The organism is Vibrio sp. CCB-PB317, assembly GCF_022808245.1.
GTDB classification, from domain to species: Bacteria; Pseudomonadota; Gammaproteobacteria; order Enterobacterales; family Vibrionaceae; genus Vibrio; species Vibrio diabolicus.
Genome location: NZ_JALGNU010000003.1, coordinates 1,027,278 through 1,052,025, shown reverse-complemented (window position 1 = coordinate 1,052,025; position 24,748 = coordinate 1,027,278). Strand labels below are relative to the sequence as shown.

The 24,748-nt window shown below is 39.4% G+C and carries 23 protein-coding genes and 1 pseudogene; all 24 read right to left on the bottom strand.

From position 1 onward, the window contains the following. Positions 1 to 229, bottom strand: a 229-nt coding sequence (locus MTR11_RS22245) for a nuclear transport factor 2 family protein (RefSeq protein ID WP_243328426.1), incomplete at its 3' end; no start/stop codon positions are given. Positions 230 to 702: 473 nt separating this feature from the next. Beyond that, positions 703 to 1,398: a hypothetical protein gene (locus MTR11_RS22235; protein WP_220235816.1), complete on the bottom strand. Its 696-nt coding sequence runs from the start codon at positions 1,396 to 1,398 to the stop codon at positions 703 to 705. A 235-nt stretch (positions 1,399 to 1,633) separates the two neighbouring features. Further along, positions 1,634 to 2,011: a hypothetical protein gene (locus MTR11_RS22225; protein ID WP_243328425.1), complete on the bottom strand. Its 378-nt coding sequence runs from the start codon at positions 2,009 to 2,011 to the stop codon at positions 1,634 to 1,636. 183 nt (positions 2,012 to 2,194) lie between these two features. Beyond that, positions 2,195 to 4,276: a UvrD-helicase domain-containing protein gene (locus MTR11_RS22220; protein WP_203343887.1), complete on the bottom strand. Its 2,082-nt coding sequence runs from the start codon at positions 4,274 to 4,276 to the stop codon at positions 2,195 to 2,197. 2 nt (positions 4,277 to 4,278) lie between these two features. After that, positions 4,279 to 6,390, bottom strand: coding sequence for an ATP-dependent nuclease (locus MTR11_RS22215; RefSeq protein WP_243328424.1), 2,112 nt, complete (start codon positions 6,388 to 6,390; stop codon positions 4,279 to 4,281). 242 nt (positions 6,391 to 6,632) lie between these two features. Further along, complete coding sequence (locus tag MTR11_RS22210) at positions 6,633 to 7,631, bottom strand: HNH endonuclease (RefSeq protein ID WP_243328423.1); 999 nt, start codon at positions 7,629 to 7,631, stop codon at positions 6,633 to 6,635. Then, entirely contained in the window at positions 7,628 to 8,206 is a 579-nt protein-coding gene (locus tag MTR11_RS22205) for a class I SAM-dependent methyltransferase (protein ID WP_203343885.1), read from the bottom strand. Before MTR11_RS22205 ends, MTR11_RS22210 begins: the two co-directional genes overlap by 4 nt. A gap of 85 nt (positions 8,207 to 8,291) precedes the next feature. After that, positions 8,292 to 9,260, bottom strand: a complete 969-nt coding sequence (locus MTR11_RS22200; RefSeq protein WP_243328422.1) for a hypothetical protein — start codon at positions 9,258 to 9,260, stop codon at positions 8,292 to 8,294. A gap of 227 nt (positions 9,261 to 9,487) precedes the next feature. Further along, positions 9,488 to 10,738: a virulence-associated E family protein gene (locus MTR11_RS22195; protein ID WP_243328421.1), complete on the bottom strand. Its 1,251-nt coding sequence runs from the start codon at positions 10,736 to 10,738 to the stop codon at positions 9,488 to 9,490. Further along, a pseudogene (locus MTR11_RS22190) lies at positions 10,731 to 10,973 on the bottom strand (helix-turn-helix transcriptional regulator). Before MTR11_RS22190 ends, MTR11_RS22195 begins: the two are co-directional and overlap by 8 nt. 86 nt (positions 10,974 to 11,059) lie before the next feature. Continuing rightward, positions 11,060 to 12,067, bottom strand: coding sequence for a hypothetical protein (locus tag MTR11_RS22185; protein ID WP_243328420.1), 1,008 nt, complete (start codon positions 12,065 to 12,067; stop codon positions 11,060 to 11,062). Positions 12,068 to 12,178: 111 nt separating this feature from the next. Next, complete coding sequence (locus MTR11_RS22180; RefSeq protein ID WP_243328419.1) at positions 12,179 to 13,363, bottom strand: site-specific integrase; 1,185 nt, start codon at positions 13,361 to 13,363, stop codon at positions 12,179 to 12,181. Between the two features lie 273 nt (positions 13,364 to 13,636). Then, positions 13,637 to 14,014, bottom strand: coding sequence for a hypothetical protein (locus MTR11_RS22170; protein ID WP_017191301.1), 378 nt, complete (start codon positions 14,012 to 14,014; stop codon positions 13,637 to 13,639). A 583-nt stretch (positions 14,015 to 14,597) separates the two neighbouring features. Then, a complete protein-coding gene (locus tag MTR11_RS22160; RefSeq protein WP_243328418.1) occupies positions 14,598 to 15,602 on the bottom strand; it encodes a S66 peptidase family protein in 1,005 nt (334 codons plus the stop codon). A 669-nt stretch (positions 15,603 to 16,271) separates the two neighbouring features. Continuing rightward, a complete protein-coding gene (locus MTR11_RS22150) occupies positions 16,272 to 16,901 on the bottom strand; it encodes a hypothetical protein (RefSeq protein WP_243328417.1) in 630 nt (209 codons plus the stop codon). Between the two features lie 132 nt (positions 16,902 to 17,033). Then, entirely contained in the window at positions 17,034 to 17,498 is a 465-nt protein-coding gene (locus tag MTR11_RS22145) for a GNAT family N-acetyltransferase (RefSeq protein WP_243328416.1), read from the bottom strand. Between the two features lie 721 nt (positions 17,499 to 18,219). Then, on the bottom strand, positions 18,220 to 18,993 hold the full coding sequence (locus MTR11_RS22135; RefSeq protein ID WP_243327343.1) for a hypothetical protein: 774 nt from the start codon (positions 18,991 to 18,993) through the stop codon (positions 18,220 to 18,222). Positions 18,994 to 19,149: 156 nt separating this feature from the next. Next, entirely contained in the window at positions 19,150 to 19,452 is a 303-nt protein-coding gene (locus MTR11_RS22125; RefSeq protein ID WP_243328415.1) for a type II toxin-antitoxin system RelE/ParE family toxin, read from the bottom strand. After that, positions 19,440 to 19,697: a type II toxin-antitoxin system Phd/YefM family antitoxin gene (locus tag MTR11_RS22120; RefSeq protein ID WP_005448240.1), complete on the bottom strand. Its 258-nt coding sequence runs from the start codon at positions 19,695 to 19,697 to the stop codon at positions 19,440 to 19,442. The genes MTR11_RS22125 and MTR11_RS22120 overlap by 13 nt, the downstream gene beginning before the upstream one ends. Positions 19,698 to 20,393: 696 nt before the next feature. Further along, positions 20,394 to 20,867 carry a GrpB family protein gene (locus MTR11_RS22115; protein WP_243328414.1) on the bottom strand — a complete coding sequence of 158 codons (474 nt, stop codon included), beginning with the start codon at positions 20,865 to 20,867 and terminating at the stop codon, positions 20,394 to 20,396. A 147-nt stretch (positions 20,868 to 21,014) separates the two neighbouring features. Continuing rightward, positions 21,015 to 21,806: a hypothetical protein gene (locus MTR11_RS22105; RefSeq protein ID WP_243328413.1), complete on the bottom strand. Its 792-nt coding sequence runs from the start codon at positions 21,804 to 21,806 to the stop codon at positions 21,015 to 21,017. A gap of 736 nt (positions 21,807 to 22,542) precedes the next feature. Then, positions 22,543 to 23,055, bottom strand: coding sequence for a hypothetical protein (locus tag MTR11_RS22090; protein ID WP_243328412.1), 513 nt, complete (start codon positions 23,053 to 23,055; stop codon positions 22,543 to 22,545). 158 nt (positions 23,056 to 23,213) lie between these two features. Next, positions 23,214 to 23,585 carry an acyl carrier protein gene (locus MTR11_RS22080; protein ID WP_243328410.1) on the bottom strand — a complete coding sequence of 124 codons (372 nt, stop codon included), beginning with the start codon at positions 23,583 to 23,585 and terminating at the stop codon, positions 23,214 to 23,216. A 616-nt stretch (positions 23,586 to 24,201) separates the two neighbouring features. Continuing rightward, on the bottom strand, positions 24,202 to 24,741 hold the full coding sequence (locus MTR11_RS22075; RefSeq protein ID WP_243328409.1) for a hypothetical protein: 540 nt from the start codon (positions 24,739 to 24,741) through the stop codon (positions 24,202 to 24,204). Positions 24,742 to 24,748: the final 7 nt, after the last annotated feature.

Genomic DNA, 24,748 nt, shown 5'->3' with positions numbered 1-24,748 from the left:
TCTTCTGAGGTACTACGTGAAGATCATGGAATTGAATTGACTTAATAGCTAGTAAGCCAGAGCCATGCAGTGCTATATCGTCTTGTTTGGAAGTTCGATGACCAAGGTGATTAACAAATACCAAGTCATCAGACAATAAGTCTTGCAAGGCAATCATATCTGAATTGAGCATTGAAGTTTTTAACTTCTCTTCTGCTTCAAGTATTTCTTTAACTACATTGCTTTCCATACTATCAACTTCCTCATATCGCATAACGCCCTGTTAAGGGGTGAGCAACGCAATACTGAAGCTGCCGCATATCACCTTAATCACTGAAACCAACGCATAGTAAAAATGCCACGCGTTGCGAATCCCTCTTGAACAGTTTGTTAGGTGTTGTTCTCACGTTTAGTAACACAAATTGTTTTAGCCAAAAACAAAAACACCGCTAAGAATTTTAACTGCCATTTTATTTCATTAAACCAAATAAAATCAAAGCTTTAAAAACAACCAGCGTAGAGTTATTGTTACATATTCTTAAGTATTTAAGTAAATACTTAAGAATATGTAACTTTTAACAACTTCAATAAATCACTTCTTTCCAATTCATTCCACAAACACCTAACGCCGCATTAAGGTGTGAGCGGCGCTTGGCTATACTTGAGCGAAGCGAAACTGCCAAGCGTTGCGAATCACTCTTAAATGCTTTGTTAGGCGAATACTCAAGTGAGCTCCATACTTGTTGTTCTTTTGAGCAAAGCTAATATATCAGGACGAACTTTAGAGAGTATATTGTCCGCCATTTCTTGAATGAACGTTGCAACCCAGTATTGGCTTCCTTCTGGTGGTGACATACTCGCCTCCATATAGTCTATATAATCCGAAGACATCATGTAATGTTCGTTAATCATGAACAAATACGCCACGTTCAGAATAAACACATCGCGAATATCATTACTAAGTTGCTCCAAGTGAAGGATTCGCTCTTTCATATGAATTTTGCCTTCATTGAGCATTAACAAAGCGAAGTAATTATAATGCATATTATCATTGCAACGATCTCTCACACCATCGTAGCGATCATCAGAGTCAAAAAGACGATTTAATTCAGTTAATTGAGCTGACTTATTAAGGTAGGCAGACATTTTCTTCATTCTTGGCAGCGGTTTTCGACCATGAAGCCAGTCATTTATTTCTTCAATAAAGAAGCCCGTTTGTCCCGCATGATCATTAATATATAGGTTTGTATATGCATTGATCATAACGGAATCATAATACTTCCTTAGCAAAGCATATGCATCATTCAACTTACCATCTTTCAGTACCAAATGAATGGACTCTATAGTCCCTTTCATCGACATGAAAACATAGGTATCCATGTTCATTATCGCAGTAGTTCCGGTAGTTGAAAAACTCATAACTGAATCCGACAAGTATTCATAGAACTGCGCATAATAAGCCAACTCACTAAACACTTTATGGGAGATATATCGATCATCTGTTGATTGCAAAATGTAATACCTTTTCCGTTTCGCCTAACGCCCTGTTAAGGTGTGAGCAACGCTATACCGAAGCTCCCGCATACGACCTTAATCACTAAAACCAACGCATAGTAAAAATGCCACGCGTTGCGAATCACTCTTAAACAGTTTGTTATGCCTGTACTCGCAGCATCATCCCACCAAACTGATGTCTAGAAACCTTTACTGGATACTGGTACTTCCGGTTTCCAAAAGTTATTGTCAATTCACAACAGTCAAATTCATCTCGGTGGTTATTGACGTAACGCGCAAACCTTTCCAAAATCCTTTCGTCAGTTATAACTATTTGTATTACCTGATCTGGATTGCGAAAAATTGACTTTGCATCTGAGAGTTGATTGGAATCGACTGGCTTAGCCTCACAAGACAATACTAACTTTTTAGATTCAACAAAAACCTTAGAATTAATAACATTTATCTGGTCTTCACCAAATTCATGCCAAAATTCAAAGGGAGTTGTACCAACTCTTAAATCAATTGAAACTGCCATTTTTTCTCCTAAAGGCATAACGCCCTGTTAAGGAGATAATACGTGGGAATAATATCATTTATTATCAACAAGTTATAGCAATCATGAAACGAAAAACAAATTATAATGTAGCAATTGTGTAGCAATATTTCATTTAAACTCAAAGTAGGGTAAAAAATTTCCCTACTTTGAGCTCCCAAAAAACTATTCTATAGAAATAGCTCCTTGACCGTCCCCCTCTTTAAGAAGTATCACTTTTAGGTTCTCTATTGCTCTCGAACAGATTACATATAGGAGATTCCTTGTATTTTCTAAATCTGCTTCATGCTTCTCGTGTAATCCAGACGAGAGGAGCCTACTGAATTTATTCTTCTCAGGCTTATTTTTTAGATCTTTTCCAAACTTATCGTCGATAACTGCAAGGACATTATCGAACTCTAAACCTTTCGAGCCATGACATGTTATGTAGTTGACTTTGCTATCAATCTCAATTCCTGAAACAAAACGAATCCAGTTAAATACTTCTTTCAAGTCCATGGATAAAAGAGCTTTAACATTATCTCGTAAGCTATCACTAGGAGAACTAGAGATTGAACTGCATAAGTATGTAATTAAATCGTCGATTGAACCTATATCTCTTTTATCTCTTTTGTTATTCATCCATCCTTTCGATAAATCGGAGTATAAACTCGTTAAACTCGTATTCTCAAAAGTCTGTACAAGCAAGTCTGACAAAGCGTCACATAATGATACATAATCCTTATCTCGGATATAATCCAAGCAAGTCGCCACCTCATCCAATGAATGATTATCTAAAGACTCATCACTGAAAACATCGGAGAGAGGAGCCGAACTATCATAATTTATCTTAAATAAAGGTTCTGCTATATTTAGGACTAACAGTGGAAATATACCTAACTTATTAACATCCTTATTTAAGGCTTCATCATTTATTTGGTTATAGGAAAGATAACTCGACTTATCACTGTATATTGCACTATATAAGTCATACAGATTACCAAATCCACACAGCTGAGCTATAGTTTTATTTCGCAAAACCATACAGGTCAACTTATTGTCCTCTGTTATCCCCCAACTTGTTTTAACCTGTTCAATTTCATTATAAATAAAAGGAATTTCATCTAAACTATCTTTGCCATAGTATGATAAAGATACATCACCATTAATATTGCTATTAAATGGCTCCTGATGTATTTCTTGGTGATTCCCTCGTATTTTATTTATAATATCCACGACATTTTGACAAGAACGCCTATTGATATCTTTATGTATAATATCAATTTCATTGTTAATAGAATTATAAGATTCGTTATTAGAGTATATAGATTGAACTGGATCCCCAAATAAACCAACAAAAAATGGCATGTTATTGTCCTTTCCATAAGAAATTAACATATCCATAATTTTTATTACCTGAGAGTGAGTATCTTGATATTCATCAATATAGATCTGTGGAAACGTATCGATGATAACTCTTAGAAGCAGTGAATACTCTTTTACCATACTTAATGAATATTGTATTAGAGTATCATGACCAATCAAATTCTTGTGAAGAATTTCTCTGCTTCCTTTCTCATTATAGGAAATATAAGAATAATCAGGATGATCAATATCAATCATTCTAGTGCAATATTTCAATCTAGAAATCTTGATTATATTTCTCATTATTTTTTCCACATCCCCTCTAGAGGACTGTATTTTAGATAGAAGTTCACTACCTATAACACCTTCAAGCTCACTCCAAAATTTAGAAGCTCCTTCAGCCCTAAAACAATTGTAGATGTCATCAATTCTATCCACTACAATTGTTTCAAGATCTAAGGTTTCTTCATAGTTTAAAGCTCTAATTTTTTTGAACGCATTTTTCTTTCCGAATTCATCACAAACATATAGCTCGTAGTGCAACTTATTAATTATATTAATAATATTTTTTCTATGCACTTTAATTAGCTCTACTTGATATGACTCTATAATATCCCACAAAAATGAGTGTATAGTACTAACATCTATATAATTACTATTATATAGACGCTCTATTATTTCGTCTTTTGCAGCATTAGTATATGTAATACACGCTAGATGACTACCATTTTTGTCAAAATCACGCATATTTTTTTTAATGCTATATTTTAGAGTTTCAACAAGAGCGTATGTTTTTCCTGAGCCGGCTCCAGCAAGAAAGTAAAATGATTTTTTTTCATCCAACTGGTCAAAGATTAGTTGTTGGATTTTCGCCTCTTTTTCTAACAGAACTCTATCAACCATGACTAGACTCCCTCTGGCTGGCCATCAAGCCTTAATGATAACCATTGGAGACCATCATTTATATAAGAAGGCAATACTGGTAGCGAAGTCGAGTCCTCATTAACAACAAGCTCATATATTATATTATTAGCAAACTTTGATTTTGCAGAAGAGAGCTCCTTTTGTATTCTGAAAGAGTTATGTGCTAAATCTAAATACTCACATGTATCTTCAAGAACAACATCAGAATAAACAGAAGGTACAGTACTATTTATAACACCTCTGAATATTTCGTTGTCATAGTTTTCGAGAACTAAAGCTTCTTCTAAGCTAGTCGCATAGTAAGCCGCTGTATGTTCTTCGTCTAATTTTATTTTTACTGGATCTTTCTGAAATACCACCTTAATATTGCTGCTCTCATAATAATGGTTATAGTCTTTAACTTTGCTAGAGTCATAATAATATGACAGAGTTTTGTTTGTTGACATTCTACTGTCTAATATTTCTGTCATTTGAGGATATATATTCCAACTAACAAGATTACCATCTTTCGTTTCAGCCGATTGAGTTAATTCTTCTTTACTTCTCTTAAAGTCAATATCAGTTATAATCAAAGAAGGAATTTTAAGCTGTTTCATAAGCTTGTCATAAACTTTAGCATGTGCACCATCAACTCTAAAAACAGAAATTAGTTTTTTTGATAACTTCTCATCTCTTTCAATATAAAAATTTAAAAGCCTTTCTTCAGTAATACCTTCCACAAAAACAACACCATCCGCGAAAAAAAGTTCTGGGACTTGGTGTTTTATGTGCTTCTTAACAAAATAAAATTCATCTTTATTTCCTGACTTAATACTAATATCCTCGTCCTTAATAGAAATACTTTCACAAAAATTTTTATGTGGATAGATGTAATTTATATTATCAAGACTACTACTTGAATGGATTTTACTATTTAATATATGTGAAGAGTGAGTTGTTATTAATAACTGACTCTTTATTTTTTCCCCTTCGCCTATAATTTTTCTAACAGCATTATCAATGTGACGAATAAAATTCACCTGCATTTGAGGATGCATAAACGTTTCGGGTTCTTCTATGCAGATCAACCTAACTTTTGTGGTTTTTTCTCCGCTTGGGTTTCGTTCTATATAGTCAATAATTTCGCTTACGATACTAATCAAGTTTGCATATCCCAATCCAAACTGACCTTCTGGAACTAGGAAACCTGCATCCTTATGTTCGTATGTAATTAAGCCATCCATTAATTTGTCGAATGTCAGATCTGCCCTAAGATCTATCCCTAGACTATCGGTACCTACAATACCTTGTAATACGTTTTGAATGACAGACTCATGAGTCTCTCTGATATTTGTAGTAATTCCATCATTATTATTTTCTATTAAATTATTTACCTCTTCAAAATCATTCTTATCAGTTTGATATTTATATTTTATTATTTTATTGAATGCTTTGGACAAGAGTCTATTATCATGAATATTATTAGCCGCAGATATTACTTTCAACTCAATAAGACTAGAGATATTTATTGACTTTGCAACTCCTTCATCTGACCTTACAAATTTTTCAAATTTAAACTCTGAAATCAGATCCAACAATTTTCTAAACTTAAAACTCCTGTCCTTAGTAAGAAATTTATCTAAAAGTTCTTTGACATCTTCTTCAAACTTTATCTTATTATTTAATTGAAAATCTACTACCAAAGAAAATTCACTAACACTATCTACATCTTTATTTTTATTTGTAGTTTGACCTAGTGATATTGCTTTTTTAGAGTTTACTAAGGATGCTTCTTTCGGGTTTGTTATAAATGTTATTTTAAAACTAATATTAGGAAATCGATTAAACCTTCCTTCTAGGTAGTCATTGAGTAAGCCATCAATATATGAGTAGTTAAAATCGTGACCATTGATCTTTCCTTGCTCTGAAACAACCATATTTAAGGCTTGAGTAACCGTCGTTTTTCCCGAGTTATTTTTACCAACAACCAGTGTAGTAGAAGATGAAATCATTGACTCATCGTCGGTTTTACTAGTTGGCTCAACAAACGTTATTGTATTAGATTTATCTCTAAATTTTCTAAAGTTGGTGATTTCTAAACTTTTGATATGCATGTTATAGCCTCATTCTGAATGCACCAACATGATAATCAACTAGTAACCTAAATACACGGATTGATATAAAAAAAAGAATAACACTAACCACTTAGGATAACTAAAAATTAAAACCCATTTAAAATCAAAAGCTTAAAATAAATTACTAGCACATCGGATAATCACCCAGAAGATAGCTACGCCTAGTTAGTTTTAGAAGAACGTCGGTAAACTCCTATTAAGTCAGAACATAATGTTTTAAATTATCGATTATTCAAGACCGTAATAAGCCTTCTATAGAACGGATCAGTGGCAGGGTCGTAGGAGTCAGAACCACCCCAATAGTAGTTTCCGAGTACCATTTTTACGTTGTCATAGTGGTGTCGTAATGTGCTTGACCGTCTTTTAGGTGTTGAGCCCAACGCCGCTTGAATCTGAGTTTTCCAAGGGTGATTACTCCCCATGATGTTTTCATTTCTCGCAATAAGCTTGGTAATGAAGTGCTCACCGACCAATCTATCGGATTTCAACAAATTACAGTCACCATGAGCCAACACCAAGTTCCAGATTTCATCATGATTGACTACCTGTCTTGGTAATACATGATCGACGTGAATGTCACTGTCCATTACTTCGCCACAGTAGAAACAGCTATTCCCTTGATAACCTGACAAAAATGGGATGTTGTTCGTTAAAGCTTTTCGCTCATATCCATCTCTTAGATAAATTTCACGGATGTCATTGGCAAGCTTAAAGTCGGTTTGGTTAATACTGAATGCGCCCTCTAGCAGTCCCCAACGTGCGCTAATTTCATTATCTAACGTATCTATCTGAGTGGATGTTAAACCGAGCAATGAGTCCTTGAGAACGAGCCTATTCCCCATATCTATTTCGTAGAAATGGTTAGCTACAATACTCTTGTCTGTGCCTATAGTTTGAAATCGTGGAACGACATCCTCAAAAGCAGTTTCCCCCACTTTTTGAATAGCTTCATTACGGCTTAACGCCCCTAACTGATATTCCTTAACAATACGTTCCATCTTAGTGAGACGGTTGGGGTTGCCCTGTTGTGGCATTGGGTTATTTGTAAGACGCTTCAAATAGGCATCAAAATAGAGTTGTGATAAGTCTCCCCAATTAATCTCATTTTGCTGGTTTCTTGAGGCGGCAAGAAGTGTCTGAGCAAGTCCCATCTTGTAAGTAGCGGCATTTAAACCAAACAGTACAATGCCTTTAAAGAAATCTTCGTCAGTAAAGTTCATGAGCTTTCCTTTAGCAAGATTGCATTTAACCACTTTTCACTTTGTCGACCTTCCCGTAAATCACCAGTTTGCCAAGTCGTTTTGATGATTAAATGGGTATTGCTTAGCACGCTTTTAAGTAACGATTCATCTAAGTTAGTGAACTTTCGTCCGTTGCGCTCGACTTCATCATTGCCATATTTAAAGGAGCAATAAAATACGCCATTGTTCTTCAGAGATTTTGATAAGTTAAGAAACGAATGAGGAAGTTCATCAAACGGCACATGAAGCAGTGAAGCACACGCCCATATCGCGTCAAAGCGTTTCTCAGATTCAAAATCCTGAAAAGTGGCAATTTGAACGGGTTGTTCAATGAGTTCCTCTGCTAGTTTTGCCAATACCGCACTAGCGTCTATTGCATGAACTTGAAAGCCCAACTCTTTAAATGCTTTTGAGTCACGCCCTGATCCACAACCAGCATCGAGAATATTGCCACCTTTTTGAACCAAAGGCAGAAACTCACGATAAAGACTATCCATTTCGACGTGGACTGTGCTATCGAAAAACTCTTGTGCATGCTGGTTGTAGTAGCTCATAGATTATCTTTTTATACAAAACTAGTTATCGCACGATATGTTATCTCACGTTTCGATACTTCGCTAACAAATGAAACGAGATTGCTTAAACATTAAACTCTAGCTTTATGACTTTTTTTATCGCACCTATGTGAAATATGCCCTGCCCATAGTAATACTGTAAACAATCGGCACAGATAAGATTATCGACATAGTTAGCGACCCCGAACTTGCAACGAACACAAGACTCGACTGCTGGACGTTTCGTGACTGCACTCATAACTCGTTCAGCATTTTTCTTTCTTGATTTTTTATATGGTCGGTGACGGATTTGGGGAATAACCGTAACATCAACAATAGGTTCAGGTGGCTGCCCGTTTGATTCCACAATCATAGCATTGAGTGTCGCTGTTAGTTCTCTTTCTCGGCTGACGTATCGGGCATGGCTGAGCCAACGTCGACATCCATCTTCAAATACATACGCTAGTGCCAACTCTTTAAACGAGTCATATTTTTGGTTTTTGAATTCATGATAAAGCTGTTTAAGTGGCTCTAGGTTAACCTCTAAGATAGAGAGCTTTCCTCTCTTATCTGGACTGTAACTTGGACGACCTTGATAACTAAAATGTATACCGATAACGTATCCATTTATACGGCAGAGAACATCAACTTCACTATAGGGTGCGCTAGGCTCAACCTCAAATTCCTCAAAGGTCAAAGTTCGCTCTTGAGTTACATAGCCTGTGACAATCCGAGTCCGGTCATATTTATCCTTTTCAGACAGCTCTATCTTCCATTCTGGTGAACTGATATCAAAGGTTGTTAGCTCTCTAAGCGACTGTTTAATGACGAGTCTTGCCACCACACAAAAAGAGTAATCGCACTCTATTTTCTCATCTTGGTCTTCTTGTGCTTTTTTGTCGTGAGCAAAGTGATGCGCCATCTTTTCAGGGTCACCTTTCTTGGCAACGAGCACTTGCTTACAGCTAGGACAAATACAGCCACAAGCCCTGCCGCGCTCTACTTCGCTAACATCATAATACTTGCCATCTTTTAACCCGAAAGGGATCAACATAATAGCCTCAATAATAGGGTCACAGTGTCATCGATGATTTTTGCGCCAAGCAATATTTCTATCAAGCTGTGGTCGTTACAAATGGGAAACCAGACGCATAAAAACGAAACATCTTTATCTGATTACATACTGAGAGTGGTGTGTCGTTTTCTGAAAGTAGAACAACTTACCCCACCTACCCCACTTAATATCGATTCAAGTGGAGTAAGTGGGGTAAGTTTAAGTACTTAGCAAAATGACGTTTGAGGACGAACGGTAGGGAAACAGTAGCGGTTTGAGCTATTGAGCATTTTCTTTTCTAACTTACCGTCTTTAGTCAGTTGGTTGAGCGCTTTACCAATCACATTTCCTTTTGATGTGTCAGCGTTGATAACTTCACATATCTGTTTGGTTGATAACCACTCTCTCGCTTTACCTGTACATTCTTCTAGGTGGTCGTTTAGCAAGTTATACCAGTTGCCTTTATCTACGTATTTGGATGACTCTTGCGACACTTGCGCTTGAATGTCAGACGACAACATCCAAGGATGATGTTCAGCCATGAATTTGTGTTTCACCTCTAACCAGAATTGGCGCAGATTCTCTGGTTGGTTCAGCGTTAGCTCACCCGTTGCTTTGTAGTCCCAACCGAGTATGTTATTGAGCGTGTCCATGTCCGTTTCGCCCACCAGCTCAATGACGGCGTAGCGGGTATTTCCGGTTTCATCTTTTAGAAAGTCCGTGCCGTTTACCGTCGCAATGAGGTTGGTTTGTCGGTCTTTCTTAATGTCATTGCGTGCATAAGGAGGACGCACCGTATCGCAAGCTCTTGTCACGAACGCTTTCAATGCCCCTTGGCAGTTTTTGGTTGAGCGTTCTAACTCACCCAGCTCCACTATCCATGAGCGAATAACGGTCAGCACACTATCTTTGTTATCAGGATTGAGCTCTGCCCCTTCAAGAAACGAACTTGGCATCACATTGGCAATTCGTTCAACGAACGCGGTCTTTTTAAAGGATTGCTCACCTTGCAAAACAGGCACGAGTTTGGATTTAAAGCTACCCACAAAAAGACATGCTACACAGCCCACTAACCAGTGTAGCAACACGATGTTAGAGAGCGCGGGATTCTTAGTCTCTAAGCAATTAAGTACTGCTTCCACGCGGGGCTTTCTATCCCACTCGCCATCAAGCCAATCAGCGATTGGATGGTAACTACTTTCATGTGCCACGGCGTTAAAATGGTCATCAATCGCGGATTTGGGCAATGTGTAAATTGACGCCAACGATACAAGCTCACTTCTGACGATATCTGGCGACCCCATACAAACCTTGCCTTTGAATATATCTGGCTCTAACGTCATCTTGTTGAGCTTGGCTTGGTAGCCCGTACTCTTCAGTAATGCTTTCAAGTTATCGGCCGTGTTCAATACGATTTGTTGGCCGGACTCCTTGTATCTGACATGGGGAAATTCTGGTGCATTGCCATCGTTAAGCATGGAAGCCCTCCCCTTGCAGCAAGTGGTCACGTTTGACATGACTATCTAACCACTGGTCTAAGTCTTCTTTAAGATAACGGACTGCACGACCAATTTTAATGAAAGGAGGCGCAGCAGTTCGGTTCTTGCGCTGCCCTTCCATACGAGCTTAGCGTAAAAATGAACGGCTCATACCAATGTAAAGCGCCGTTTCTTGTTCTGTGTATACACGTTTATCAAGTGTGGTTTGAGTCATGTTGTTGTTCCCTCTTGTTCATTGAGGTTTCAACGTAACGACCACAAACGTCATATGACGTTATCAACGACGATGACGACGACGTTTTATTTTGACGGCCTAATTTGCCTCCTTACGTCGACCAATACATTCTTTCTGAATGAGTCATAAGACATGGTGTTTTCATTATCCCCACGACCAAACCACGTCACCGAGTCCTGAGTAATGCTTTCAATCAACGCATCAACATCAAATTGACGGTTAAACTCGTTCGCTCTCACGTCCTGCCTTATCATGTTCCAAACCTTATCCGCTCTGGCTTGAGGGTTGAGTGTTAATACTCGATGAGCAATTTGCGCAATGGGGTGGATTGGCATCGGTTGGATAACCGAATCCAACCGGAGTTCAGTAGGCGCATTAACCGACTCAATACACTGACCAGCAGTCTGGATAACCGTTGAGCCTAATGTTGCCTTAACCGTATCAACCGCTTGGCAACCACGATTCAATAGTACTGCTTTACCAAAAACATCAACGACCTGCTCCATATCAACGCGTATTTGATTGGGTTTAACCGTTAACGCATCGGTTGAAAGGCGTTGACCGCGTTGACTTGGGTAGTGTTCAACAAGTTGATGCGTTACGTCATTAGAGAAAATGGCCGATGCTTTAGTAATGAACTCACCAACCACGCTCTCTGTGGTTAGAGAGGCATTAACCGCGGCATAAGCAACAAACGCTTTATTCGGTTGGGAGAGTGCATTAGGTGTGTATTTAAAGTGCGCTTGTAATACATTGTCAAACGCTTCAGTAACCGAACGCCAACGGTTGATACCATGCATCTCAACGATGATGACGTGTTTAACCGGTATAGATTCTAATGAAAGCGCAAACCGCTTGGATGAGCGTTCAGTTAGTTGGACAATGCCTTTATAGTCGAAGATAGCAGCCACAGATTGGCTGGGTGGATGAATTGCACCAAGACGCGAAGCAGAAATATCGGCAAACAAACCCAACTTCTCTTCTTCAATGGCTTCTAGTATGTCCCATTGGGTTAAATAGGTTTTATCACAGACTTCCTCAAGCCTTACATAGCGGCGTTTAAACTGGCTCACTTCAATCCCTTGTTGAGTTAACAATTTCAACAACGAATTACAGCACCAAGACCACTGTATATAAAACCATAACTTTAATGCTTCGAGTGATATCTCGATTTATCTTGCAACTTAACCAATAAGATTCACCGCCGCCGCTTTGTGCTCTGGAGCTAAGTGTGCATAACGCAGCGTCATCTTGAGGTCAGCATGCCCAAGCAACTCACGCACGATATTCAAATCAACGCCCGCCATCACTAACTTGCTTGCAAAATGATGCCGCAAGTCATGGAACCTAAAATTCTCGATAGCAGCCTCTTTCAATAATGATTGCCACGGATATTGAAAGAACTCAACGGGCTGGTTATTCGATATAAAGACATAGTCAGCATCAGGATTCTGTGCTCGCCAGCGTTCAAAAAGCTTTAATACCGTGTCATTGAGCGGTATCGTTCGCGTCTTCTTCGACTTGGCATTTTCAGAACGAATTGTTAAGTAGCGATTAGGCAGTGAAACGTGTTCCCATCGAAGACTTAATAGCTCTCCTTTACGCATTCCTGTATTCATTGCGGTGATTACTAACGGCTCGAAGAAATCAACTAACTGAAGATGCTCTATCTTGTTATTGGACTTTCGAACGCGTTGATTTCGGTCTCGCAGCGCGTCCAGTAAACGCTTCTCTTCTTCATTAGAGAGATACCGTATTCGAGTGTTATCTTGCTTGATGAGTTTAACGCTGCTTAAGTTATGGCTATCGATGAACTCCCACTCTACCGCACGATTTAAAGCGGCTCGAAGTCGGTTCACACAATACTCTATCGTCGCTGGGGCACGCCCTAATTTCCGACGCTCCGTGATCCACTGCTGAATATCCCACGCTTTTATCTCCTCTAACGGTCTGTCTAGGAGGTGAACAAATGAATGAGCGATGCAAGCATAAGCCTGATCCGCCCGCTTGGGGTTCATTGAGATAAGGTAGTCTTTATAGTGCTCAGAGAGAAAACGGCCAAGCGTCAGGTTTTTGCGCATCTCTGTCTTTTTAGCTTCATGACGAGATTCTTGGATATCCACCCCGCTCGCCACTAATCCCGCTTTCTCTTTGACTAAATCTCTCGCTTGAGCGGGTGTGAGTGATTCCGCCGAGCCGATGAAGTAATTTCGTTGTTTGCCATTTAAGCGGTAGTAAAAGTAATACTTGATTGCGCCTTTAGGTGAAATGCGAGCATGAAACCCGCTGATTTCAGTGTCGTTGAGCCGTCCCAGCTCGACAGTTAGCGCTTTGATTGAGGTGTTGGTTATCTTCTTCTTAATGGGCATGCACAAGTCCTTTGTGTAGCGTATATGTAGCAGAATAATTGTACACACACGCATACCCATGAACAACAAAGCACAAACAACATACATATAAGTACATGTTTTTATGCGAGTATTAGCTCATTCTTGTTCATTGTTGTTTACTGGAGGTTTTTACCCATTCCCACTGTTAAGGGGTGAGCAACGCAATACCGAAGTTGCCGCATACCGCCTTAAACACTAAAACCAACGCATAGTAAAAATGCCACGCGTTGCGAATCCCTCTTGAACAGATTGTTATGCGACTGGTGATGATAGCTTTGAATTTGCCATTCTTACGATCTGGCGGACGGGCTGCAAATGAATTTCAGCAATAATTGCGGATACAAAACCCATTATCACTACGGGAATGCCAACCGAAAAACTAAACCACATTGCGCCACTTAACTCTGGCTGTCCCCACTGACTAAAAAGCGACGATAGAATTGAAAAAAGTGCCAGCGTCAAAGCGATAAGCTGAGTCCAAGTATGAGTAGACACCACAAAAGTATTTGAATAGGCACTTTTCCGAATAATCGCCTTCCCCGTTAATGCCCCCATTTTCACTCGAATACTTGAATTGCTACCAGAGACTTCATAGCCCTGAGCAACTAACTGATCAATTATTTCTTCCACTCGAAACTCCTATTTCTGGGTCGCATAACGCTGCGTTAAGGGGTGAATGCCGCACAAACCAAGTTTCCGCAGACCACTTTCGCCACTTAAACTCACTGCATACCAAAAATGCCACGCGGCATGAATCCCTCTTAAACGCTTTGTTATGCTTAAGCTTCAACGCCCACATTTTTACCAAAACCAAGATTAACTCGGCTAGGATTAGCTAACAAAAGGCAAAGCCTAAAAAACTGAAATAACACATAATTTTTAAAAATCAGACCTTGAAATTTGGCTGCTAAAACTCAAAAGCCTAAGATCAAGTTGCTGATTGAGCTACCCACCCTAACCTCGCGCTTACCCGAAAATTGATTGAGGCAATTCTCTGAACTTCCAACGCCAAAGAATAAGTGTCCAGAAAATAGCGGCCACTGAAACCAACTTGCCGACGAGCACATAACCAAAAAGCTGAGGGAGCAAAAAAACCATAAACCACTGATTTCACATGATTAAGCATAACGCCGCATTAAGGTGTGAGCGACGCTTGGCTATACTTGAGCGAAGCGAAAACGCCAAGCGTTGCGAATCACTCTTAAATGCTTTGTTATTTTGCTGTTACCCACTGGCTTTTTAGCTCAATAGTTTCACGGTCAAAATCAATTGAAGCCTGAACGCCCAGTGGTGTGACCAACATTGGATGTGTATGACAACTGTCAAAGCCGTAGAGTATAGGAACATTTTTGCCATTTAACACTTCAAGCAAAACATCTAGCGGACTGCGCCCCGTCCCTTTGTCATTAAACAGTTCATGTTTGCCTAAAACAATTGCACCAACTTTTTCGAACACACCGCAAGCCATTAAATGAGCAAAAGAACGTTCGACAGTTTCTATACCTTTCAGCGAGTCTTCAAGCAATAGGATATCGCCTTGCTCTATCTTTGGCATATACTCGCTACCCCATATGCCCGCCATGGTATTTAGATTACCACCAATTATACGGCCACTAACCTGGCCTTTGCCTAAAAACTGCCATTCATTCGTGTAACTAGGCTTTGGTGAGTCCTGAGTTTCCCAGTCATGCTTAACATCTGTCCACAGCTGAGGGATTGAATACTTATATGAGTCAGACCCTAAGCATAAGATTTCCAGAAAGGACTTTAGTGTTTCATCAACTAAGGGCGGAAACTCACCAAATGATGCAACCAGAGCTGGACCATAAAACGTAATTATCCCTGTCTGAGTATAGATACCCAATAGCAAAGCCGTTACATCAGAATAGCCGATGATAATCTTGGGGTCGTTTCTGAGTGCTTCATAGTCGATGTAGGGCAGTAGAGAATTACTATTGCTACCACCAATTGTAGACATAATACATCGTACATTAGGGTCGCGTATTAATCGGTTCAACTCTTCTGCGCGATCTTGAATTGAGCCAGAACGATATGAATCAGAGCAGCCTGTGAGATCCCCCTCCACTAGCTCAAAGCCTTGAGATTCCAGATAAGACTTTGCTCGCCTGAAACGAACTGGCGCAAAAGCCGTTGCTGGTGAAGACGGTGAAAAGAAGCCAATTTTATCACCAACTTTTAGAGCTTGTGGGAATATCACTTACCTTTATCCTCCATAATACAAATAGGCAAAATAACGCCCAATTAAGGGGTGAGTAACGCAACACCAATGCCGCCGCAAACCACCTTAATCACTAAAATTAACGCATAGTAAAAATGCCACGCGTTACGAATCCCTCTTGAATTGTTTGTTAGTACGCTGCCCGCAAAGCCTTTGGTACATGCCAAGACGTTGAAATATAGCACGAAGCTGTTGACTTAAAACACTGAAACAAACAGACAGCTGCCAAACTGAAAACTAACTTCAAGACGTAAGTTGGCTAGAAGAAAAACGTGCTTAACTGCCCTTTTTTGCCGTTTTGAAATTAGCAAAGAATACGGGCTTCAAAATTGAACAACTGCGACAAAGAAACGCTTGTTTTGCCGAAAATTTCTCAGCGCCAAAGAAACCACGCCAGAGAAATAGCCCGAAAGTTAGAAACCGTAAACGATAAACTCAAAGCGGAAACTTCACATCTAGTGCCACCGGATCGAACGTGAAAGGCACATTTGATCAGGTGTAAAGCAGGGAAAAGAAACCAATAAACATCAAGACTTTTGACCTTTGATGCAACCCAGTACTAACGCCGCATTAAGGTGTGAGCGACGCTTGGCTATACTTGAGCGAAGCGAAACTGCCAAGCGTTGCGAATCACTCTTAAATGCTTTGTTATATTGAGTGTTCACCGTGTTTGCCTAGCTTTTTGTTTTCATATTTTTCAACGAGATCAATTGCACACTTTTGCCTAGTTGAGTCATCTATAAACAAGTATGCGAGTAAAAACATTGAAAACATAAAAAACAAATAAACAGCAAGATCTGAATTGTTTGAAAATTCAACTATTGGTAACAGTACAACCATTGCACACGCGACAAATGAAGAGACAAAATACCCAAGTAGATAGCCAAGTTTTCTGATATTGAGCTTAGCCTTGTTAAGTGAACCCTTGTAACTAATGGAGTCATACTGTTTCGAAAATTCTATGTACCTAGCTCCCTGGATATACTTCAAAATATCTGAAGTTGGTGTATCAGAGGACATAAAAGCTTTAATTACTGGATAATCAATAAGGATACCAAAACGGTTTTGAAAAACCTGTTCGATAACGAAATGATATCTAGGCTTACTATTTTTCCCAATTTCAGCAATCATTTCGGAAATTCTACTAGTCTTTTCCTGTTGATGCTTATCAATTCGCCCTCTCACTATTTTAAACAAAGTGATGAATAGAAGAACGACGACAGCCGCAAATTTAGGAGTACCCCAAAGATCATGGCTAAATCTAATTAAAGCTTCCATCTTACCTCTCAATATAACGCCGCGTTAAGTAGTGAGCAACGCTTACACCTAACTTAAACCTTTACACCGTAAACACAAAACCCAAATTGGACTAAAAATGCCACGCGTTGCGAATCTGCCTTAAACGCTTTGTTAGCTGTATTTTTCCATTACAAAGTTTCTTAGTTTTTGACCACGGACTTCCATTTCTTGGGCTTGAACTACTTTAAAACCGAAGTATTCGTAAAATGGGCGAGCAGTGATACTGACTTCAGAAAAATAACGTTTTATACCGCACGAATTGCCAACCTTAAAAACATGATTCATTAAAGCTTTACCTACACCTTTGCCTTGATATTCATGGTGACAAAAGAAATGGTCTATAAGCCCACTAGCTTGCAAATCTGTGTAGCCAACAATGACACCGTCTATTTCAGCAACAAACGGAGATAAGTCTTTCATCCGTTTCTCCCAGACTGACGGTTCTAGACGTTCTGGAGCCCAAGCTTCGACTTGAGCTTGAGAATAGTCACGAATATTAATATTCCGAATTGTATAAAAGTGAATATCCCATAGTGCTTTGGCATCATCTACGCTGTAATTTCTAATTGTAATCATCGTGCTTACTCCATAATACAGCTAACGCCCTGCTAAGGGGTGAGCAACGCAATACAAAAGCCGCCGCAAACCACCTTAATCACTAAAATCAACGCACAGTAAAAATGCCACGCGTTGCGAATCCCTCTTGAGCAGTTTGTTAGTTTGCAAACCCAAAGCATTGACTTTACGTTGTTTTAAACTTTGCAAACAACAAACTTTATGTGTTTTTATGCACTTAAATCAGGCGTAGTCTCAAAGCGGCTACTCAATGAAACCACTTGGAACAAACAACGCCGCAGAAAACGAACTCTCAACACCAAAAAGCGCTTTTGGAAAACCAATCTCACAATGAGGACTGTCAACAAAGCCACTGAAACCACATGAACTTACCACACCAGAGAAAACGCCATTTCAGCGAGTAAATCGGCTTTTGCACCAACAAACTCAACGAGCAGAGTTTCAGCAAAAAAGCTCAACTCAGTTAACCCTAAAAGTCGCCGCACCAAAGAACAAATCAACTGTTGAAACGATGCCAATTTTGAATTTTCACCACGCTGGTTAACACTGAAATTGAACGCCGATACGACAATTTCGACTTTGAGCTTTTACCACTAGATCTTGCGATATAGCTGCGTTTTTCCTCTTGCAAACTAACGCCGCATTAAGGTGTGAGCGGCGCTTGGCTATACTTGATCGAAGCGAAACTGCCAAGCGTTGCGAATCACTCTTAAATGCTTTGTTATGATTTTTGTTTTCTCAATGCTTCCTCAAGACGACTTACTACTACCAGAGAGCGCTCAATGTCATAGCTAATAGACTCATCGCCAACGATAACTTTATTAGCGGATGTTAAATATTTCTTTTCTAGATTCTTGGTTAGCCAACTTAATTTACCTGCTTTTTGACTCAGAAATTCTACTTTTTCTTGCTCGCATAGCATCGTATCTATAATGAATAGACAAATTTGGTCTTTCCACCAATGAGGCACATTGCCTTGTTCTCTTCCCTTTTTAATAAGTACTGAAACACGCCCGATAAGTTGCCTATACATAAAGAAAATTGACCAAAGATGCTCACCGCAATACAAACGATGCTTCTCCAATTCAAAACTGTCCGCCATCATTTTCGTGATATCACTATCAAATATTTCAGGGAAGTGTTTTACATCACACGTACCAAAATCTACCCCGAACTCCTCATCTACAAGTAAATCAGCGTATGTTAATAACAGGGGTTTTGTGGAATTGATTTCAAGCAAACCGCACCAAAGCTTATCGATGGCTTCAATGCTTTTCTCGTAAGAAACTTGTGTTCGATTGATGTTAGTTGCATGAATGAAATTCGCGACACCAATACTCTGTTCAATTTGGCTTTTATGCTTGTATAACTTCTTATCGTACTCGTGCTTAATACTGTTTTCTAACCGAGTCTTAAACCATGTTTTCAATAGAAAGGATATGGCAGCACCACTTAAAGCACCAGTAAGACCAGCCGTAATTATTTCTAGTGACATAACTTTCCTTAAAAATCATAACGCCCTGTTAAGGTGTGAGCAACGCAATACCGAAGCTCCCGCATATCACCTTAACCACTAAAACCAACGCATAGTAAAAATGCCACGCGTTGCGAATCACTCTTAAACAGTTTGTTAGCCGCTCATTCCCAAAGGTTACTGCTTACTCAGCAGGAACTTACGCAAATCTCTCTCTGCACGCATAACAAACAGAATAAACACTTTGTCACCGTCTTGTTTATAGAAAACACGACATGGATTAACGACAACTTCACGATAACTTAAATGTTCTAGCTCGGGTGGAATACGACCTGACTCTGGGAAAGTTTGTAGGCGTTCGACTTTGGAGAAGATCGTTTGTACTAACTGCTTTGCAGCTACGATATTTTCAAGTGCGATGTATTCAGCGACATCATTGAGGTCAGATAACGCTGGTTCAGTCCAGATTACTTCAGCCATTTTGACATTTTGTCCTTGGCTTCATCATGACTTACCACTTTACCGTCAGCTAGTGCACGCTCACCTCGTGCAATACCCTCAAGAATAGCTAAACGATTTTGCATAAATTCGTAGTCATCAACATCAACTAGATACGCAGATGGCTTACCATGCTCAGTAATTAACACGGGTTCTTTAGTGTCGTGGAGATCGGCGAGGATCTTAGTTGCTTGGCGTTTAAGTGATGTAACTAGTTCTACTTTCATGAGAGCTGCTCCATAGGAATACTAAAGTGATACTATTCTATCACTTTGAGTATAGCAAGCTCCATGACGGCTAACGCCGCGTTAAGGTGTGAACAACGCTACCACCTAACCTAAGTCATTGTGCCGTAAACACTAATGCTGATTCAAACAAAAAATGCCAAGCGTTGAGAATCACTCTTAAACGCTTTGTTATAACTCATTTTCATCAGCTAATGTTATTTGCTTAGGTACAAAAAGTACCAAAGTTATTGCTACCACCAAAGTGATAGCTACTCGAAGCCAAATTGAAGGGATGACTGTCGAAGAAAGAATAACAAACGAGCCAGAGAAACCACCAACAAGCATTCCCAATAGCGTTCTTCGTTTGGTCCACTTCAGCAACGAACCACAATTTGAACATTTGCAAGTAGTCCAATTGAAACTAAAAAAAATCCATCTAATTGGTAAAGCACCGTGACACTTTGGACATTGTCGACCCTGCATAAAACACTCCTTGTAAAATTATTATCAAACTGAGATAAGGAACATTCTAGTCTAATTAATTATAAACTTTTGCGATGTATTTCATTGAGTTATAACGCCGCATTAAGGTGCGAACAGCGCTATAACACCTAACCCAAACCACTGCGCCTTAAACACAGAAACCAAGTTTAAACTGAAAGCGTCAAGCGTTGTGAGTCACTCTTAAATGCTTTGTTATGCCTGTCCTAAAACGCGCTCAATAAAAGCTGACTTTTTTCGACGATACTCATCGTGAGACCAACCTGTACAGGACATTTTTAATTCATTGTACTGTTGAACTAGCACGGGGCTTTCACGAAGTTTGTCTCTAAACACCACAAAGAAGTCAAACCCCGAACCTATAACAACCACTTGGAAAGCGACGTTCTCGCCAGAAGAACTTTCCAACATACAAAGTTCCGAAGTCCTCAGCGTGTCAGATTTTTCATTGAAGCCTAAAGTAGAAAGTAACTCTACTGCTTTCTCAAATTTATTGCCGTCAACGCCGACATGTATGTCTAGATCACCTTTAGATACAGCACGAGGGATAGAAGAAGCGCCAATATGCTCAATCACTGCGTCCGGAAGCAAGACTTTTATCTCAAGCTTGTATTTCCGATACAGTTCTTCACAAGATGCCTGATATTCATCTGCTCTGTAAAACTTCATATTTTCTTCCAAAAGGCATAACGCCCTGTTAAGGTGTGAGCAACGCAATACCGATGCCGCCGCATACCACCTTAAACACTAAAACCAACGCATAGTAAAAATGCCACGCGTTGCGAATCACTCTTAAACAGATTGTTAGCAAACTGCTCACTTGAACATCATACGATCTAGCCAAGCATTCCAGTTTATACAGCCGTCATCAAAACCGATGTGCTTGATGAGAACTAAACTAACAAGAGCTCCAAATGAGTAACTAAAGTCTGTAAGTTCTAATGTAAAAATCTCATTATCAATATTAACTTCAGCGCTTAATGAAGCATTGTGGAAGAGTGCGTTTCTTAGCGCTGAATATGACCCAATTGATTTATGTAGGTTACTCTTATCCATATGCTCATACACATCAAACCCGTGCGAGTTTAAGTACTTTGAAATGGCTGTAACTACACTACCACTTTTCATATTAACTTCATGTCGACATAGTGATTCTAGCGCAGAAAACTGTAGGTAATATCGGACATCAATAAAATTTGAAGAGCCTTTGATAGACTCTACAACTCTAAAAAAAGAAGCCCTTGTTACATTACTTCCCAAAGATGACAGCGCTAATTCGATGAAATCACCTCTAGAGTTAGGCTTCATATAATCGCTATGGATTACATGCCCTCCACCGCTTACCCTTAGATTTCCAAATATTTTTGTCGGGAAGTCCTTTGGTAGATCATTCATTGATTCGTGAACAAATAGCTCATTATTTATTATAACGCTTCGATGCTCTACAAAAGTAAGTATGGCTTCTAAGTCAAACAAAAACTGATCTAAGTCGTCAACACTACAATCGTCAACCTCTACAAAAGCAGTCAATTCATATACATCTTCTTTACGGGATTTTTCTCGTGTTAATTTTATATCTTTCGAGAAAGGCACAATTCTAAAAGACATCGCCTTTATTTCATTTGTGCACTCATACCCATATATACCGAATGTTCGCATATAAGATCATCCATCGAATCATAGTTTGCTAACGCCCTGTTAAGGGGTGAGCAACGCAATACCAAAGCCGCCGCATACCACCTTAAACACTAAAACCAACGCATAGTAAAAATGCCACGCGTTGCGAATCCCTCTTGAACAGTTTGTTAGGTTTATTCTAGCACTTTTCACCAAAATCTCGCCAAAGCTATATTTTAGACAGAAACTAAAAAAATAATTTTTTTTGCCCAGTAAATGCCAACAATTTCCCAGCCAGATCCAACATTATGCCAACTTTGCCCAGATTATTTTTATAAATCATTGTTTTTAAACGTAAATATGCGAATTTGACAGAAATTCAACGTGATCATAGTATCGAATTTAAAGCAAAAACGGAGAAGCCAAATGCGTGAATACACCGAATTATTTGTACTAGTTTTAATGGCAATTGAAAGGCTAGTTCGTATAGTAAAGCTACTAAAAACTGGCGGTAAGTAAATATTCCACCTAAAACACCCAAAACCAACAATACCGACAAATTCAACTTTGTGCGGTATTGCTTTTCGACTGATAAACCTAACGCCCTGTTAAGGTGTGAGCAACGCAATACCGAAGCCACCGCATACCACCTTAACCACTAAACCTAACGCATAGTAAAAATGCCACGCGTTGCGAATCACTCTTAAACAGTTTGTTAAATTGCGTGCTAGAAACGAACTCCATTTGAAGAGTCATGAATTGTTAACAAGTTTCGCAGTCTACTTTGTATTTCTTCGCTGTCTTCTACGGCTTTTGCCCATTGATCAACTGCATCCGCAACTTGAATACAAAATATGTCTACTTGCAGCTGGAGAGTATTGTTGATTTGGTTACAATGGATAGAACCACTTGCAGGTGGAGTAATAAAATGGAAGTCTTCTAGAGCTTTTTGCGCTCGTTGCTCCTCAATATTCGCTCCACCCTCATGTAGATAACTACATCTAAGCGCATAGCAATCTTCGCCATAAAGGAACGTATGTTCATTCTGGTCAGCACCAACTTTCATCGTATATTTAGGTTGCAACCAGACTTGATACCACGAAACATATCTAGCTTTTGAACCTTTTTCTGGATTTTCCAACCTGCCGCAGACATCAGGTAAAGTTAACGCTGTTGATAATGCACCATACCAATCATTAGCATTAACTGCTGTTCTAATTGAATCTGTAAAACGCTTCATTTTATCTCCTAAGCAATTTAACGCCTTGTTAAGGTGTGAGGCACGCAATACCTAAGCCGCCGCATAACAGCTTAAACACTAAAATCAACACATAGTAAAAATGCCACGCGTGCCGAATCACTCTTGAACAATTTGTTAGGTATTTCCAGCGCCAACTCCTAAATGAGAGAGTTAACACACGCTTTTCGTACAGTTTCTTGAAACTCTCGGACGGTTACTTTGCCTTTAATTTTTGGTTCATACTCTTCTTCATCGAAATACACCATCGGGTCAACAACATCTTCGTCTTTAAGCTCAACTTCTATCGCCTCTTCAACATCAACAACCACAAGTATGATGCCATAAACATCAGTATCAAAGCCTTGATCATAGAATGTCTTATCAAGATCTATGTCATCCGCATGAACATCAAAAGTCTTAGTCATTGCTTCCAATACTTCAGCGTTTACTTCATTACAGTTAGCAGCCCAAACAATATTTGAGTAGGTAATAGCTAACATTGAACAGAAGATAAGTTTCAGATATTTCATGTTTTCCTCGTTGATACCTAACGCCGCATTAAGGGGTGAACAACGCAAACCACCCGACCTAAAGCATTGTGCCGTAAACACTAAAGTTAATTCAAACCAAAACTGCCAAGCGTTGTGAATCCTTCTTGAATGCTTTGTTAGTTGCCAAACCAAAAGCTTTGATTTGATGTAAATTGCCGCTTTGCCAACACTAGTTTTACGTGCTTTGAAAAACTCAAATCAGGCGTAGTTTTAAAGCGTCTCCCACTGAAACCACTTGGAACAAACAGCGCCGTAGAGAACGGGCTAACAACACCCAAAAGGCTCATTTGAAAAGACAATATCACAGAGCTGACTCTCAACAAGCGAATCGGATTCTGAAACGGCAAACCAAAACCACACTAATAAACATCGAACGCGACTTCAGCAAACTTACACCTAAACACAGAATCAGAAAAAAAACAGCACAAACTATTAGCCCTAAATGCTCCGCTTTAGCTGCGTTTTTCGCCTTGGCAACTAACGCCCTGTTAAGGTGTGAGCAATGCAATACCGATGTCGCTGCATACCACCTTAATCACTTAAACCAACGCATGATGAAAATGCCACGCGTTGCGAATCACTCTTAAACAGTTTGTTAGCTCGCATGGCTTCGTGCCTGAGCTTCATTGTCCCAAAGAACAAAGTATGCATTATTTGGAATATCTTCATAATGCTCGCCACCTTGAGCCCCTACTAATGATCCTAATTTTTGACACTTATAAACCTGCATCCATTTACCCTTTAGCTTGGCAAATAAAAGACCATTTTGATCTTCGTGAATAACACGAACATCGTTAGTAGCTTTTCTAGTATAAATCCACCAGACATAAGGGAAAATCGCTTCACCAGCTTTGGCTAACTTTAGCATTTCTATTTGTAGTTCACGTAGCGTCATTCGAGGCGACTCTGTGACTATATTTTTGGCTATACGCAGAGTAACTGGACAATCCCAACCATGGTACAGCTGAATATTTGAACGCATAACAGTTGTTCCTATAGGGTGGCTAGCTCCTAAGACCCAGGAGTTCGCTTCCCCATATTTTGAGGCAAACCGACAATCTTTGCTTCCAACTAGTCTTGCTAAACCCACATTGCTAACTGCTTCGTACCAAAGTAAATTCAACTCAGAATTCAAACCTCTA

What these genes read in the sequence shown, in the direction of transcription:
- MTR11_RS22235 (WP_220235816.1), bottom strand. Translation starts at nt 1,398, where the DNA reads ATGAGTTTTTCAACTACCGGAACTACTGCGATAATGAACATGGATACC.
- MTR11_RS22225 (WP_243328425.1), bottom strand. Translation starts at nt 2,011, where the DNA reads ATGGCAGTTTCAATTGATTTAAGAGTTGGTACAACTCCCTTTGAATTT.
- MTR11_RS22220 (WP_203343887.1), bottom strand. Translation starts at nt 4,276, where the DNA reads ATGGTTGATAGAGTTCTGTTAGAAAAAGAGGCGAAAATCCAACAACTA.
- MTR11_RS22215 (WP_243328424.1), bottom strand. Translation starts at nt 6,390, where the DNA reads ATGCATATCAAAAGTTTAGAAATCACCAACTTTAGAAAATTTAGAGAT.
- MTR11_RS22210 (WP_243328423.1), bottom strand. Translation starts at nt 7,631, where the DNA reads ATGAACTTTACTGACGAAGATTTCTTTAAAGGCATTGTACTGTTTGGT.
- MTR11_RS22205 (WP_203343885.1), bottom strand. Translation starts at nt 8,206, where the DNA reads ATGAGCTACTACAACCAGCATGCACAAGAGTTTTTCGATAGCACAGTC.
- MTR11_RS22200 (WP_243328422.1), bottom strand. Translation starts at nt 9,260, where the DNA reads ATGTTGATCCCTTTCGGGTTAAAAGATGGCAAGTATTATGATGTTAGC.
- MTR11_RS22195 (WP_243328421.1), bottom strand. Translation starts at nt 10,738, where the DNA reads ATGCTTAACGATGGCAATGCACCAGAATTTCCCCATGTCAGATACAAG.
- MTR11_RS22180 (WP_243328419.1), bottom strand. Translation starts at nt 13,363, where the DNA reads ATGCCCATTAAGAAGAAGATAACCAACACCTCAATCAAAGCGCTAACT.
- MTR11_RS22150 (WP_243328417.1), bottom strand. Translation starts at nt 16,901, where the DNA reads ATGGAAGCTTTAATTAGATTTAGCCATGATCTTTGGGGTACTCCTAAA.
- MTR11_RS22145 (WP_243328416.1), bottom strand. Translation starts at nt 17,498, where the DNA reads ATGATTACAATTAGAAATTACAGCGTAGATGATGCCAAAGCACTATGG.
- MTR11_RS22135 (WP_243327343.1), bottom strand. Translation starts at nt 18,993, where the DNA reads ATGTCACTAGAAATAATTACGGCTGGTCTTACTGGTGCTTTAAGTGGT.
- MTR11_RS22125 (WP_243328415.1), bottom strand. Translation starts at nt 19,452, where the DNA reads ATGGCTGAAGTAATCTGGACTGAACCAGCGTTATCTGACCTCAATGAT.
- MTR11_RS22120 (WP_005448240.1), bottom strand. Translation starts at nt 19,697, where the DNA reads ATGAAAGTAGAACTAGTTACATCACTTAAACGCCAAGCAACTAAGATC.
- MTR11_RS22115 (WP_243328414.1), bottom strand. Translation starts at nt 20,867, where the DNA reads ATGAAGTTTTACAGAGCAGATGAATATCAGGCATCTTGTGAAGAACTG.
- MTR11_RS22105 (WP_243328413.1), bottom strand. Translation starts at nt 21,806, where the DNA reads ATGTCTTTTAGAATTGTGCCTTTCTCGAAAGATATAAAATTAACACGA.
- MTR11_RS22090 (WP_243328412.1), bottom strand. Translation starts at nt 23,055, where the DNA reads ATGAAGCGTTTTACAGATTCAATTAGAACAGCAGTTAATGCTAATGAT.
- MTR11_RS22080 (WP_243328410.1), bottom strand. Translation starts at nt 23,585, where the DNA reads ATGAAATATCTGAAACTTATCTTCTGTTCAATGTTAGCTATTACCTAC.